At 69.3% G+C, this 13406-nt stretch carries 13 protein-coding genes and 1 pseudogene; 4 read left to right on the plus strand and 10 right to left on the minus strand.

Features of this window, described 5'->3' with window-relative positions; all coding sequences use genetic code 11:
- Together ACE5C1_RS10650 and ACE5C1_RS10655 are read right to left on the minus strand one after the other, a co-directional pair.
- Window positions 1-91 (minus strand): annotated as a pseudogene (locus ACE5C1_RS10650) (DNA-binding response regulator); the annotation flags it as partial.
- Window positions 92-104: 13 nt separating this feature from the next.
- Window positions 105-395 carry a hypothetical protein gene (locus tag ACE5C1_RS10655; RefSeq protein WP_374944053.1) on the minus strand — a complete coding sequence of 97 codons (291 nt, stop codon included), beginning with the start codon at window positions 393-395 and terminating at the stop codon, window positions 105-107.
- Between the two features lie 88 nt (window positions 396-483).
- Between ACE5C1_RS10655 and ACE5C1_RS10660 the strand changes: the two genes are divergently transcribed.
- The 3 genes from ACE5C1_RS10660 to ACE5C1_RS10670 are packed head-to-tail and all read left to right on the plus strand — an operon-like array spanning window position 484 to window position 2864.
- Window positions 484-2262, plus strand: coding sequence for an ABC-F family ATP-binding cassette domain-containing protein (locus ACE5C1_RS10660; protein ID WP_374944054.1), 1779 nt, complete (start codon window positions 484-486; stop codon window positions 2260-2262).
- A gap of 30 nt (window positions 2263-2292) precedes the next feature.
- Window positions 2293-2580 carry a type II toxin-antitoxin system ParD family antitoxin gene (locus tag ACE5C1_RS10665; protein ID WP_374944055.1) on the plus strand — a complete coding sequence of 96 codons (288 nt, stop codon included), beginning with the start codon at window positions 2293-2295 and terminating at the stop codon, window positions 2578-2580.
- Window positions 2577-2864: a type II toxin-antitoxin system RelE/ParE family toxin gene (locus ACE5C1_RS10670; RefSeq protein WP_374944056.1), complete on the plus strand. Its 288-nt coding sequence runs from the start codon at window positions 2577-2579 to the stop codon at window positions 2862-2864. The genes ACE5C1_RS10665 and ACE5C1_RS10670 overlap by 4 nt, the downstream gene beginning before the upstream one ends.
- Here the strand turns inward: ACE5C1_RS10670 and ACE5C1_RS10675 are convergent.
- The 5 genes from ACE5C1_RS10675 to ACE5C1_RS10695 all read right to left on the minus strand — a co-directional run bounded on the left by ACE5C1_RS10675 (window position 2861) and on the right by ACE5C1_RS10695 (window position 10397).
- On the minus strand, window positions 2861-3661 hold the full coding sequence (locus ACE5C1_RS10675; RefSeq protein ID WP_374944057.1) for an ATP-binding protein: 801 nt from the start codon (window positions 3659-3661) through the stop codon (window positions 2861-2863). The two genes, ACE5C1_RS10670 and ACE5C1_RS10675, sit on opposite strands and share 4 nt — an antisense overlap.
- 9 nt (window positions 3662-3670) lie before the next feature.
- Entirely contained in the window at window positions 3671-5527 is a 1857-nt protein-coding gene (locus tag ACE5C1_RS10680) for a tetratricopeptide repeat protein (protein ID WP_374944058.1), read from the minus strand.
- A gap of 118 nt (window positions 5528-5645) precedes the next feature.
- Complete coding sequence (gene prsR / locus ACE5C1_RS10685) at window positions 5646-6995, minus strand: PEP-CTERM-box response regulator transcription factor (RefSeq protein WP_374944059.1); 1350 nt, start codon at window positions 6993-6995, stop codon at window positions 5646-5648.
- Window positions 6992-9007, minus strand: a complete 2016-nt coding sequence (gene prsK, locus ACE5C1_RS10690; RefSeq protein WP_374944060.1) for an XrtA/PEP-CTERM system histidine kinase PrsK — start codon at window positions 9005-9007, stop codon at window positions 6992-6994. Before prsK ends, prsR begins: the two co-directional genes overlap by 4 nt.
- 1 nt (window position 9008) lies before the next feature.
- Entirely contained in the window at window positions 9009-10397 is a 1389-nt protein-coding gene (locus ACE5C1_RS10695; protein WP_374944061.1) for a TIGR03013 family XrtA/PEP-CTERM system glycosyltransferase, read from the minus strand.
- Window positions 10398-10538: 141 nt separating this feature from the next.
- Between ACE5C1_RS10695 and ACE5C1_RS10700 the strand changes: the two genes are divergently transcribed.
- On the plus strand, window positions 10539-11615 hold the full coding sequence (locus tag ACE5C1_RS10700; RefSeq protein WP_374944062.1) for a mannose-1-phosphate guanylyltransferase/mannose-6-phosphate isomerase: 1077 nt from the start codon (window positions 10539-10541) through the stop codon (window positions 11613-11615).
- Here the strand turns inward: ACE5C1_RS10700 and ACE5C1_RS10705 are convergent.
- The 3 genes from ACE5C1_RS10705 to ACE5C1_RS10715 all read right to left on the minus strand — a co-directional run.
- Window positions 11612-12196: a glutathione binding-like protein gene (locus ACE5C1_RS10705; protein WP_374944063.1), complete on the minus strand. Its 585-nt coding sequence runs from the start codon at window positions 12194-12196 to the stop codon at window positions 11612-11614. The genes ACE5C1_RS10700 and ACE5C1_RS10705 overlap by 4 nt on opposite strands.
- A 36-nt stretch (window positions 12197-12232) precedes the next feature.
- The gene (locus tag ACE5C1_RS10710) at window positions 12233-12793 is read right to left on the minus strand and encodes a Uma2 family endonuclease (RefSeq protein WP_374944064.1); all 561 of its coding nucleotides are present in this window, start codon (window positions 12791-12793) and stop codon (window positions 12233-12235) included.
- Window positions 12794-12980: 187 nt separating this feature from the next.
- Window positions 12981-13406, minus strand: a 426-nt coding sequence (locus tag ACE5C1_RS10715; protein WP_374944065.1) for a TCP-1/cpn60 chaperonin family protein, incomplete at its 5' end; no start/stop codon positions are given.

Consider the following 13406-nt stretch of genomic DNA (forward strand, 5'->3'; position numbering starts at 1 on the left):
TGGCGAGGTCGATCGCATAGCCAGCGCCCTCCAGCGTGTTCTTGAGCTGCTGGCCCAGGTTCGGCTCGTCCTCGACGATCAGAACGCGCATGTCGTATCCCCTCTCAACGTCCGGTGCGGCCCAGGACTTGGCCCGTCTGACCGTCGACCTCGACCCAGATGACATTGCCATCGCGCAGGAACTTGAGCGTGTAAATGGCGGTGGCGGAGTCGAAGTCGAAGCCGATATATTGCGCGCCGCGCATCGTCGGCACGACCCGGCGCTCGATCTCGGGCAGCGGCAGCAACCGCCCGGTGCGCCGCGCCTCGAACGCGCGCGACTGGTCGCCGCGCCGCTGCGCATCGGCAGGGACGGCGGCGAGGACCAGAATCGCAAGGGGAACGAGGTACTTCATCGACTGTGCGCCTACGTGCCATGCATTGAACCATCTGTGAATGGCGCGCTTGCCGCAGCGAACCACGGCGCCTACCTCGCAGCGCAACATGGCAGCACCTATCCTCGCTTACGAAGACCTTGGCCTGGTGCAGGGCCAGGGCTGGCTCTTCCGCCACCTCGACCTTTACGTCGCGCCGCGCGACCGGCTGGCGCTGATCGGCCGCAACGGCGCGGGGAAGTCGACGCTGCTGCGGCTGATCGCGGGTGCGGTCGACGCCGACGAGGGCCGCCGCACGATCGTGCCGGGCACCCGCGTCGTGATGCTGGAGCAGGAGCCCGACCTGCGCGCGCACGCGACCTTGCGCGATTATGTCGAGGGGGGCGAGGACGCGCCGCTGACCCATGAGGCCGAGGCGATCGCCGACCAGCTCGGCATCGACCTGTCGCGCGACGCTGCATCGGCCAGCGGCGGCGAGCGCAGGCGCGCGGCGATCGTCCGGGCGCTGGCGCGCGAGCCCGATGTGCTGCTGCTCGACGAGCCGACCAACCACCTCGACATCGCCGCGATCGAGTGGCTGGAGGATTGGCTCAAGCGCTTCCGCGGCGCGTTCGTGGTGATCAGCCACGACCGCACGTTTCTCACGCGGCTGACGAAGCAAACCTTGTGGCTCGATCGTGGCTCGCTGCGCCGTGCCGAGATCGGTTTCGGCGGGTTCGAGGCGTGGACCGACCAGGTGTATGCCGACGAGCAGCGTGCCGCCGAACGCCTCGATGCGCGGCTGAAGCTGGAGGAGCATTGGTTGCAGCGCGGGGTCACCGGCAGGCGCAAGCGCAACCAGGGTCGCCTCACCAAATTGCACGAGATGCGCGCCGAACGTGCCGCGATGATGGGTCCGCAAGGGTCCGCCAACCTCGCGACCGCGACCGACGACGCCCGCTCCAAGATCGTGATCGACGCCAAGCATGTCTCGAAAAGCTACGGCGAGCGTCCGATCATCCGCGACCTGACGCTGCGGGTGGCGCGCGGCGACCGGATCGGCATCGTCGGGCGCAACGGCGCGGGCAAGTCGACGCTGCTCAAACTCCTCACCGGCGAGTTGACGCCAGACACCGGCCACATCCGCCTCGCCAAGACCCTCGACGCGATCGTCATCGACCAGCAGCGCTCGCTCATGGCGCCCGAGAAGACGGTGCGCGAAGTGGTGGCGGACGGCGGCGATTGGATCGAGGTACTGGGCACGAAGAAGCACATCCACGGGTATTTGAAAGAGTTTCTGTTCGACCCGAACATGGTCGAGGCCAAGGTCGCGAGCTTATCGGGGGGCGAACGCTCGCGGCTGCTGCTCGCACGCGAGTTCGCGCGGCCGTCGAACCTGCTGGTGCTCGACGAACCCACCAACGACCTCGACCTGGAGACGCTCGACCTGCTGCAGGAGGTGATCGCCGATTACGACGGCACCGTGCTCGTCGTCAGCCACGATCGCGACTTTCTGGATCGCACGGTGACGATCACGCTGGGGCTCGACGGCACGGGGCACGTCGATGTGGTAGCCGGCGGCTACGAGGATTGGGAACGGCAGCGAAAACCCGCGGCAGAGGCGAAGCGCGGCACGGCCAAGGCTGCCGCGGCGCCAGTCAAGGCTCCGGCGCGCGCGAAACTCACCTACAAGGACCAGCGCGATTACGAGCTGCTTCCCAAGAGGATCGAGCAGATCGACGCGGAGGTCGCGCGCGACGAGGCGGCGCTCGCCGACCCCAACCTCTACATCCGCGACCACGCGACCTTTGCACGGCTGACGGAGGCGATCGAAGCCGCGCGCGCGGCAAAGGACGCCGCCGAGCTGCGCTGGCTGGAACTGGCGGAGCAGGTGGAAGCGCTGGGGTGAAGGTGGTACGCTGCGCGACGGAGGTAAAGCATGGGTGAGATCCGCCGGGTCGAAGCGCCGGTCGATGCCGAGTTAGGCGACGAAATTGCCTCGGCAATCGCCGATGGCACCTACGCGGACGTGGAGGCGATTGTCGAAACCGCAATGCGCCGGTGGCAAGAGGACCGCATGGTTGAGCGTATCGGGATCGATCGCCTGCGTTCCATGTGGGAAGAGGGAATCGCAAGCGGAGACCCCGTCGACGCGAATGATGCATTCTTCGAGGACGTCAAACGTCGAGGCCGAGCGCGGTTGGCTGCCCTACGCGAGGGAAGATGATTGTCCGCTTTCTCGCGAGCGCACGAGCCGATTTGGACGACATATATTTCTATGTCGCGCAGTTCGATGCCGACGCCGCCGACCGGCTTGTCGATCGGCTGCGTGGATCGACCCGGCGGCTGATCGACCATCCGGAAAGCGCGCCCACGCGACGCGACATCGCGTCCGATGCGCGTGGTATTTCGGTCTCCCCCTATGTCGTCCTGTATCGGATCGGCAGCGCGGAAGTTCAGGTCGTCCGCGTGGTAAGAGCCTCGAGAGATATGTCAGCGATCGACTTTTAAAGAGCTTTGCCCGCCCGTCCCGCCACCTCCACCACATATTGCCACGCCACACGCCCCGACCGGCTCCCGCGCCGTGTCGCCCATTGCACCGCTTCCGCCGCGTCGAACGGCAGTCCGTAGCGCGCGGCATAGCCGGCGACGATCGCCAGATAGCCGTCCTGGTCGAGCGCGTGGAAGCCCAGACTGAGGCCGAAGCGATCGGCGAGCGCCAGCTGGTCGTCGATCCCGTCGCGCGGATTGATCGCACTTTCTTGCTCCGCGATGTCGCCAGGGAGCAAATGGCGGCGGTTGGAGGTCACCAGCAACCGAACGTTGGCGGGACGCGCCGCTGCGCCGCCCTCGAGAATGGAGCGCAAGGCGCGTGCTTCGCCGGGCGAGTCGAAACCGAGATCGTCGACGAACACCGCGAACGCGCGCGCGACTCCGTCTAGGGCGGCGAACAGCGCCGGCAGCGTGTCGGGCGCGACCACCTCGACGAGCGCCAACGCGCTACCGTCGTGCTGCACCGCCGCCACGCCCGCCTTGACCAGCGCCGACTTGCCGGTGCCGCGTGCACCCCACAGCAGGACGTCGTGCGCGGCATGCCCGGCCGCCAGACGCCGCAGGTTGGCGACCAGCGCATCCTTCTGCCGGTCGATGCCGACGAGCGCCTCCAGCGGCTGCGCAGCCAGCGCCGATCGGGCGAGCACGCCGTTACGCCACGTGTAGGCCGCATGCGTCAGCGGGTCGGCCGCGGGCGGACCGGGCGGCGAGAGCCGTTCGAGAGCGGCGGCGATACGGTCGAGCGGGTCGGGCATGGCGGCGTGCTATCGTACCGCCGCACCGCCGCCAAGGACGCGTGCCTTCGCGGCGAGCTGGCGTGCCCCGGCCCGATCTCCCGCGGCGACCAGCGCGGCCGCATAGGCGCGGATCACGTCGCCACGCATCGGCGCCACCGCATAGGCGGCGCTGGCATAGGCACGTGCGGTGGCGCCATCGCCCCTGCCGGCGTAAGCTGTGGCGAGATCGGTGAGCAGCGCGGCATCGCGGTTGCCGGTGACACGGCGTACGCTCTCCAGCGTGGCGACCGCCGCGCCGGCGTCCCCCGCCACGACCTGCCAATGCCCCAGGATGCGTCGCGCCGGGACGCTGCGCGGGTTCTGCGCGACGTACAGCGACAGCGCCGCGGCTGCCTGGCGAGGCTGCGCGCTGGCGAGCGCGTCGACGAGCCTGAGCACCGTCGGCGCGTCGAACGCCAGATCGGCGGCACGCGCATAGACCGCCGCCGCCTCGCGCCGCCGTCCACCCGCCACAAGCGCATCGCCGAGCGCGACCTGCGCTGCAGGTGCGCCGGGACCGGCCGCGACCAGCTCTTGCGCCTTGGCGATCGCGCCCGCGGGGTCGCCGCTGCCGATCAAGCCGCGAATCAGCCCGATCTGGTAGGTCGGGTCACCGGGCGCATCCGCTGCTGCTGCCGCCAGCGCGCCAACCGCGGTGTCGGCGGCGAAGGGCACCGCGTCCCCTCCCCCGCTCGCCGCACGATCGAGCAGCACAGCGGCGCCCGCGCGTTCGCCGACCCGCTCCAGCGCGTGTGCCGCCAGACGCAGCGTATAGCCGTCGGCATCGGCGCGCAGCACCATCGGCCGCAGGATATCGAGCGACCCGCGGGCATCGCCCGAGCGCAGCAGCGCCAGCGCGAGTAGCCGCCGCGCGACCATGTTCATCGGCTGCGCATCGACCAGCCGCCGCCATGTCGCCACCGCCTGGTCGGTGTCGCCGCGGCGGTAGTCGAGCGCGCCGCTCAGGAGCAGTACGCCCGGCACGCCGTCGATCGCGCCGCCGGTCAACTGGAGAATCCGCCGCGCGAGATCGGTCCGGTCGCCGCGCGCCGCGAGCACCGCCTGAAGGTACAGCGCCTGCGGGCTGCCCGGCCGCGCTGCCAGCGCCTTGCGGGTCGCCGCCAGCATCGCGGTGTAGCGGCCGAGATCGCCCAGGGTCGCGGCATATTCGATCAGCGCGGGATGAAAATACGGATCGCGGACCAGCGCCGCCTCGAACCAGGGCAGTGCTGCGACCAGCCCGAAACGGGTGCGGACGACCTCGCCCGCCAGGGTCAGCGTCACCGGGTCGCGGCGGCTGATGCCGAGCGCACGTGCGGCTGCCTGCGCGGCACCGCCGACGTCCCCCGCCGTCAGCTGCAGGCGCGCGAGGTCGGTCCACGCCGCGGCGTCGCCAGGCACCGTCGCGACCAGCGTCCCCAATGCGACGCGCGCGGCCGCCGGATCGCCTGCGGCGGCGAGCGACCTTGCCCGGATGCGCGCGGCGTAAGCGGCGTCGCGAGGGGCCGCTCGTGCGGCCTCGACCGCGGCGGCGTGCGGATCGCCCTGCAGCAAGCGCGCATGCGCCCGCAAGGCGTGAAGCGATGCGGCCGGTGTCCCCGTCGCAACGGCCCGGTCGAGTTCCGCCTCGGCAGCGAGGCCATCGTCGAGCATGAGGTCGGCGCGCGCCAGCACCAAGTGCGGCGTGCTCCCCGGTGCGCCCGCGGCAATCGCGGCCCGCGCGTAGCTGCGCGCGGCGTCGTAATTGCCCGCGGCAAGTGTCGCCGACGCTTTGGCGGCAAGAACCTGCGGGTCGGGCCGAGCAGCGCGTCGCGCGGTCACCAGCGCGGCCGCAAGCGCGAGCACGCACAAGACAGCAACCGCGATGCTGCGGGCGGGCAGGCGTAACCGCAGATGCCGCCGTCTGTGCCGGAGCAGCGGATAAGGCCTTGCAGCGCTCGTCACCGTTCGGGCTGCACCGGGGTTAGCCATGCAGATCGTAGCTCTTGAGTAGATCGTACAGCGTCGGCCGGCTGATGCCGAGCAGTCGCGAGGCGCCCGAGATGTTGCCGTCGGCGCGCGCCAGCGCCCGGCCGATCGCGCGGCGATCCGCCGCCTCGCGCACCGCGCGCAGATCGAGCGCGCGGGCATCCCCGCCGGCGCCGTCCATGTCGAGGTCGGCGGCGGTCACGTGGCGTCCTTCGGCCATGATCACCGCGCGCTTGATCCGGCTTTCGAGCTCGCGGACGTTGCCCGGCCAGCCGTGGCCGTCGATCGCGGCGCGCGCGTCCGCCGACAGGCCGACGACCGCGGGGTTGAGCGCCTTGGCATGCCGCATCACGAACGCGCGCGCCAGCAGCCCGGCGTCGCCGGTCCGCTCGGCCAGCGCGGGGATGCGCACGACGATCTCGGCAAGCCGGTAATAGAGGTCGTCGCGGAAGGCGCCGCTGGCGACCATCGCATCGACGTCGCGGTGGGTGGCGCAGACGATACGGGTGTCGACGGGAAGCGCCTTGCGCCCACCGACCCGCTCGATCACGCGTTCCTGAAGGAAGCGCAGGAGCTTGACCTGGAGCGGCAAGGGCACATCGCCGATCTCGTCGAGGAAGAGCGTGCCGCCCTGCGCCTGTTCGATCTTGCCTTCGGTCGTCTTCACCGCGCCGGTGAACGCGCCCTTCTCATGCCCGAACAGCTCGCTTTCGAGCAGCGTTTCGGGGATTGCTGCGCAGTTGATCGCGACGAAGCTCCCGCGCTTGCGTGGGGATGCGTCGTGCAGGCCGCGCGCGAGCAGTTCCTTGCCCGTTCCGCTGGCGCCGAGCAGCATGACCGACACGTCGGCGGGCGCGACGCGTTCCAGGGTGCGGATCGCCTTGCCCATCTCGGGCGAGGCGTAGATCATTCCGCCGAAGCCGCCCGCGCCGCCCTTGGCCACCAGCCGCCGGTTCTCCGCCTCCAGCGCATGGACGTGGAAGGCGCGCGCGACGATGAGGCCCAGCGCGTCGATGTCGATCGGCTTGGCGTAGAAGTCCCACGCCCCCTCCCCCACCGCACGCAGCGCGCTCTCGCGCGCGGCGTGGCCGGAGGCGACGATCACCTTGGTATGCGGCGCATGCGCGAGGATTTCCGCCAGCGTGGCAAAGCCTTCGCTCGTGCCGTCGGCGTCGGGCGGCAGCCCGAGATCGAGCGTGACGACCGCGGGCGCGTGCAGCCGCACCGCGTCGATTGCGCTCGCCCGATCTCCCGCGACGACGACCTGATACCCCTCGTAGGCCCAGCGCAATTGCCGCTGGAGCCCGGCGTCGTCCTCGATCACAAGCAGCACGGGCAGGCTCATGCCGCATTCTCCATCGCGGGCGCGGCGGCGAGCAGGATCGTGAAGCACGTGCCCTCGCCTTCCCGAGTACATACGCTCAGCGTTCCGCCCATCGCGGCGACGAGCTGGCGCGCTTCGAACGCGCCGATGCCGAAGCCCGCCGGCTTGGTGGAGGCGAAAGGGCGGAACAGCTCGTCGCGCGCGAACCCTGCGCTCATGCCCGAACCCTCGTCGGTGATGGCGATCGCGACGCGCTCACCGCTTTGCACGACCGAGAGGCGCACGGGGGTGCCCGCCGCGCTCGCTTCGATCGCATTCTGGATCAAATGGCCGATCGCCTGTTCCAGCCGGGCAGCATGCGCGACGGCAAAGGCAACGGTCGCCTCGACGATCACCGGATGCTGGGCGCGGCGCGCGTGGCCGAGACGCAGACAGAGGGCGCCGACGTCGACGGACGAGAGCGTGGCGGGGCGGGCGCCGTCCTGTGGCGCGAGACGCGCGAGCAAGGTGGCCATGCGATCGGAGGAATCCTTGAGCGTCGCGATCATGTCGGCGCGGAAATCGGGGTTGGCGGCGTGGCGTTCGGCATTGCGCGCGACCAGCGTCAGCCCGCTGGCGACGTTCTTGATGTCGTGGATCAGGAACGCGAAGCGGCGGCTGAATTCGTCGAAGCGCTGCGCCTCGGCCAGCGCCGCATGCGCGCGGTCCTCGGCCAGATGGCTGGCCGCCTGGGTTCCCGCCAATCGCAGCAGGTCCAGGTCCTCCCAATCGAGCGCGCGATCGACCGGCGACCGTGCGAGCACCACCGCGCCTGCCAGCCGCCCGCCATGCGCCAGCGGTACCACGGCCCAGGCGTCGGCGCGGGCGAGCAGCCAGGAGGGCACGCGCACGATCTCCTTGGCATCGGCGGTGCCGCTGCGGACGTCGTCGAGTTCGACGATGCGGCCGGTTTCGGCGAGATAGGCGGTGAGCGCCGACGCGTCGCCGTCGCCCTCCGCGGGATCCCAATTCCATGCCGCTCCCGCATCCAGCCGCGTGCCGTCGGCGACCAGCAGTAGCCCCGCGGGCGAGTCGGTCAGGTCGGCGATCGCCTTGACGACGCGGGTCGCGAGCAGCCCGGCATCGGGGTGGCCCAGCGTATCGGTGAACCGCCGCCATTCGACGCGGTAATCGTAGCGATGACTGAACAAATGCTTGGCGATCTTCACCTTGGCCCAGGCGCGCAGCCACGGCGTCGACAGCAGGGTGAGCAGCGCCGCGGTCGCGCCGATCACGATCGCGGTCTGCGCGATGCGCGCATGATCGCCGCCGAACGCCGCCGCAACGCTGGTCAGCACGGCAACGAGGCCCGCATAGGCGGCCAGCGCCGCCGCCGACAGCGAACGCACCGCGACCGTCCGCGACACCGCCACGCGCCGATCGTTGCGGCGCTGCCCGGCCAGCAGGATCGTCGCCGCCACCGCCAGCGCGGTCAGCCCGCGTATCTCGGCCAGCATCCCGGCCTCGGCAATGTCGGCATATTGCGCGCCGAACGCCAGCAGGTCGCCGCCCCAGCCGAGCGCGAGCGCCAGCAAGACGATCCGTGCGCGCCCGCGCCCGCCCACGACGCAGGCGGCGTGGGCATGGTTGACGAGTACCAGCGCGCCCGCCGCCGCCAGCATCCGGAACAGCGCGCGCACCGACGCCAGCGCCTCGATCGCGGGTGCGGCGACGGGCATCGCCTCGACCACGCCCAGCACCGCCGCCATGCAGGCGATCGTCGCGACCGCGGCATAGACCGCGCCGATGCCGACGCCGACGGGGGCCGATCGCCGGACGAACAGCAGCATCGCCACGAGCCACGCAACGTCGCGCCCCGCCTCGACCAGACCGATGCTGACGTCGCCGGGTTCGATCCCTGCGACCGCGAGCGCCCACAAGGCGGTGATCGCGAGCGCCGCAGCGAACGCGCGTCGTCCGGGCACCGCCACCTGCGACAGGGCCAGCGCGCCGAACAGCAGCGCGGCGAGCGCATGGCTCCACAGGATCAGCATCTTACCGCGCTCCCGCCGGCCACAGTACGACGCGCAGGGTCTGGAGCAGGATCAACAGATCGAGGAAAGGCGAATAGTTCTTGGCGTAATACAGGTCGTATTCGAGCTTGTGCCGCGCATCCTCGATCGACGCGCCGTAAGGGTAGTTGATCTGCGCCCAGCCGGTGATGCCGGGCTTCACCATATGGCGCTCGGCGTAATAGGGCAGCTGCCGCTCGAGATCGTCGACGAACTGCGGGCGCTCGGGACGGGGTCCGACGAAGCTCATCTCGCCTTTGAGCACCGTCCAGCATTGCGGCAGCTCGTCGATCCGGACCTTGCGGATGAAACGGCCGATGCGGGTGATACGCGGATCGTCCTCGGCCGCCCACACCGCCTTGCCGGGCGCTTCCGCATCCTGGCGCATCGAGCGGAGCTTCAGGATGTCGAAGCCCTCGTTGTAGAGCCCGACGCGGCGCTGGCGGTACAGCGCGGGCCCCTTCGATTCGATCCTGATCGCGCAGGCGGTCGCCAGGATGACCGGCAGCGTCAGCAGCAGCAGGATGAGGCTCGCGACGATATCGAACGCGCGCTTTGCCCCGCTCGATACGAGCCGGCCGGCCGCGAAGCCGTCGGAGAAGATGAGCCACGACGGGCTGACGCTGTTGAGGTCGATCCGCCCGGTCTCGCGCTCGAGAAATGTCGAGATCTCGCAAACGCGAACCCCGGTCGTACGCACCCTGAGCAGGTCGTTCAGCGGCAGCGCGTTGCGCCGTTCCTCCAGCGCCAGCACGACCTCGCTGGCGTTCAGGTCGACGATATGGCGCGCCAAATTGGCGATCGTATCGCGCGGCACGGCGTCCGGAACCTCCAGGCGCGCCTCCCCCATCGCGACGAAGCCGGCGGCGACGAAGTTCATCCCCGGCTGTGCGGCAAGCACCGCGATCCGCGCCGCGCGTGCGCCCGCACCCAGCACGACGACGCGGCGCTTGAACCGCTCGCCGCCCAGCGTCCGCCCGAGCAATGCGCGTACCGCGACCAGCAGCACCGATGCCGCGACCATCGCGTAGAGCAGGTTCGATCGCCACAGCGCGAGAGCGGGCACCAGGAAATAGATCAGCGACAGGAACATGACGCCGAGCGCGATCGCAACCGCCAGCCGTGCGGCGGCAAAACGCAGCGACAGAAACGACGCCGCGCCATAGCCCCCGACCGCGACCAGCGCGACCTGAAGCGCGACGGCAAAGCTCAGCAATTGCGGCCAGCGCGAGGAGGCGTTGCCCGCGACGATGCCGATCTGGTGGGCGCGCACGACCCAGCCGATCTCGCCCGCCATGAGCAGCAGCACGAGATCGACCAGCCCGAGCAGCAGGACGGCGTAGGGCACGTAATGCTTGAACAGGCGGACCATGATTCGTGCCTCGGGCCTGTAAGGAAAGCCGACACCCGGGGTCATGCCTGCAAATGGCAAAGAAAGTATGAACGGCACGGCGAGAAGGCGGCTTTGCGCTTCGCGCGGGGAGCCTTATGGCTGGCATAAAACGGAGGGTGCATGACTGCCAAGACGATTATTCCCGTCATCCTGTCCGGGGGTTCGGGCACCCGGCTATGGCCAATGTCGCGACCCGAGAAGCCCAAGCAGCTGCTGGCGCTCCATGCCGAGGAGACGATGCTCCAGCTGACCGCGATGCGCACCGTCGGCGAACCGTTCGCGCCGCCGATCGTGGTCGCCAACGCACGCCACGCCGATATGATCGACGCGCAACTGGCCGCGGTCGGCATGGCGCCGCAGTCGGTGATCCTGGAGCCCACCGGGCGCAACACCGCGCCCGCGATCGCGTTGGCCGCGCTGGCGGCGGGTGGCGGCGAGGAGGCGTTGCTCGTCATGCCCTCGGACCATGTCATCGCCGACGTCGACGCCTTCCACGCCGCGATCCGCGCCGCGCTGCCGCTGGTGGCCGACGGGTGGCTGGCGACCTTCGGCATCGCCCCCGACGCGCCCGAGACCGGCTATGGCTGGATCAAGGTCGGCGAGGCATTGGCGCCGGGTGTCCACCGTGTCGCGCGCTTCGTCGAGAAGCCGCCGCTCGACGTCGCGAAGGCGATGCTGGCGGACGGCGAGCACGTCTGGAACGGCGGTATCTTCCTGTTCCGCGCCGACATGTTCCTGGGCGCGCTCGCGACCTATGCGCCCGACATGCTGGTCGCCGCGCAGGAGGCGATGGCGGGCGCGCGGCGCGAGGGCGTTCGCATCCACCCCGACGCGCATGCCTTTGCCGCAAGTCCCTCCGAGTCGATCGACTATGCGGTGATGGAACAGGCCGAGCGCGTCGCGGTCGTGCCGGTGTCGATGGGCTGGAGCGACTTGGGCAGCTGGGACGCGCTGCACCAGATCAGCGACCGCGACGATGCGGGCAACGCGCATGGCACGAGCGAGGGCGGCGACGTCGTCGCGATCGACACCCGGAACTGCCTGGTACGCAGCGACGGCGTGCGGATCGCGATGGTTGGGGTCTCCGACCTGATCGTCGTGGCGAGCGGCAATGACCTCCTCATCCTGCCGCGCGGACGAAGCCAGGAGGTCAAGGCGCTGCTCGAAGCGATGAAGGCGAAGGACAACGCTGCTTAGATGAGCCCCTCGTGCGTCATCGCCTTCTGCGCGGCGGGCAGTGCCATCACGCGGTCGCGAAAGGCGGGGAGCGGTGCGGGCGCGTCTATGCCGAACTTGCGCGCCCACAGCAGCATGACGAAAAGATAGAAGTCAGCGACGCTGGGCTGGTCACCGAACAGGTAATCGCCTTTCATTGTGCCCGCGAGATAGGTCATCCGCTTGACGATCATCTCGCCCGCCTTAGCCTTCTCCTCGTCGCTGCCGCCGGCGAAGAACGGCTTGAAGCCCTTGTGGATTTCGGTCGAGATGAAGGCGAGCGCCTCGAGCAGATGGGTGTGCCCCATCGCGCCTGCGGGCTTCAAGGCGGTGTCCTGGTGCGCGATCCAGTCGAGGATCGCGATGTTCTCGCTGAGCGTTTCGCCGCTGTCGAGGGTGAGCGCGGGGACGTAGCCCTTGGGGTTGATCGCGGTGAAATCCTGGCCGCTCTCGGTTTTCTTGGCCTCGAGATCGACCTTCTCGTGCTCGAACGACAGCCCGGCGTGGTGTAGAGCGATGTGATCGGCCAGGCTGCACGCGCCGGGGGCGTAGTAAAGTTTCATGGTGATCGGTCTTTCGCTTCGTTGCAGACAGTGAAATCAGCTCGGTACGCCAATCTCCGAACGCGACAGACTGACGCCGAAGTGGACGACCTCGACCCCCTCGTCACCACGCAGCCAGCGATCCGACCAGCCACCATCATCCGTCCGGCGCACTGTGCGGATAGCGCCAGTGATCGGATCGACGAACAGGATCTCCCGAACTCCGGGCAAAGCCTGGTACTCGATCAACTTCACCTTCTGATCGTGCTCCGCCGTCGACGGCGACAATACCTCGATTACAACGACGGGATCGGTTCGCTCGGGATCGTCCGGGCTCGACACCGGACCGCAATAGATGCTGACATCGGGGTAGCGGAGCGTCCGGTCCGCGGTTCTCACACCCATGTCGGACCCGACCGGCTCGCATCCCGAACCGTCGAGCGCATTGCCCAGCCGACGGATGAGGCGTGCGGCAACCACAGCATGTTCAGGCGTACCGCCTGCCATCATGAAGATGATGCCGTCTTCCAACTCGGCTTTGGCTCCGCCGAAATCCATGGCGAGGAACTCTTCGACGCTAACGCGCCGGTAAGCGGTGTCGAGAGCGATGGAAGCCATTGACACTGTATACGCGCTCGCCGCCAACAAACAAAGGGCCGGAGCATTGCTGCTCCGGCCCTTCTGCTGTGCTTCGGAACGGACAGCGGCAAAGCCGCTGTCTGAGCGTCGAACGGGTTCGGCTTCGCCGACCCGTCGGCCGTTCTGATTTCGGGTCGGGAGCAGCGTTCGCTGCTCCCGTCCGAAATCAGAAGTCCATGCCGCCCATGCCGCCCATGCCGCCGCCGCCGGGCATCGGCATCGCCGGCTTGTCGTCGGGCAGCTCGGCGACGGTGGCTTCCGTCGTGATGAGCAGGCCCGCGACCGACGCGGCGTTCTGCAGCGCGGTGCGCACGACCTTGGTCGGGTCGATCACGCCGGCCGCCACGAGATTCTCGTAGGTGTCCGTCGCCGCGTTGAAGCCGAGCGAGGTGTCGGTGCCGTCGAGCAGCTTGCCCGAGACCACCGCGCCGTCGTGGCCTGCATTGGCCGCGATCTGGCGGACGAGCGCCGTCAGCGACTTGCGGACGATGTCCACGCCGCGCGTCTGATCGTCGTTCGCACCCTTCAGGCCCTCGAGCGCCTTGGTGGCGTAGAGGAGCGCGGTGCCGCCGCCGGGTACGATGCCCTCTTC

Source organism: Sphingomonas sp. (assembly GCF_964263785.1).
In the GTDB taxonomy this organism is placed as follows: Bacteria; Pseudomonadota; Alphaproteobacteria; order Sphingomonadales; family Sphingomonadaceae; genus Sphingomonas.

Coding starts and splice junctions, on each gene's coding strand:
- ACE5C1_RS10655 (WP_374944053.1), bottom strand. CDS start 395: ATGAAGTACCTCGTTCCCCTTGCGATTCTGGTCCTCGCCGCCGTCCCT.
- ACE5C1_RS10660 (WP_374944054.1), top strand. CDS start 484: ATGGCAGCACCTATCCTCGCTTACGAAGACCTTGGCCTGGTGCAGGGC.
- ACE5C1_RS10665 (WP_374944055.1), top strand. CDS start 2,293: ATGGGTGAGATCCGCCGGGTCGAAGCGCCGGTCGATGCCGAGTTAGGC.
- ACE5C1_RS10670 (WP_374944056.1), top strand. CDS start 2,577: ATGATTGTCCGCTTTCTCGCGAGCGCACGAGCCGATTTGGACGACATA.
- ACE5C1_RS10675 (WP_374944057.1), bottom strand. CDS start 3,661: ATGCCCGACCCGCTCGACCGTATCGCCGCCGCTCTCGAACGGCTCTCG.
- prsR (WP_374944059.1), bottom strand. CDS start 6,995: ATGAGCCTGCCCGTGCTGCTTGTGATCGAGGACGACGCCGGGCTCCAG.
- prsK (WP_374944060.1), bottom strand. CDS start 9,007: ATGCTGATCCTGTGGAGCCATGCGCTCGCCGCGCTGCTGTTCGGCGCG.
- ACE5C1_RS10695 (WP_374944061.1), bottom strand. CDS start 10,397: ATGGTCCGCCTGTTCAAGCATTACGTGCCCTACGCCGTCCTGCTGCTC.
- ACE5C1_RS10700 (WP_374944062.1), top strand. CDS start 10,539: ATGACTGCCAAGACGATTATTCCCGTCATCCTGTCCGGGGGTTCGGGC.
- ACE5C1_RS10705 (WP_374944063.1), bottom strand. CDS start 12,196: ATGAAACTTTACTACGCCCCCGGCGCGTGCAGCCTGGCCGATCACATC.
- ACE5C1_RS10710 (WP_374944064.1), bottom strand. CDS start 12,793: ATGGCTTCCATCGCTCTCGACACCGCTTACCGGCGCGTTAGCGTCGAA.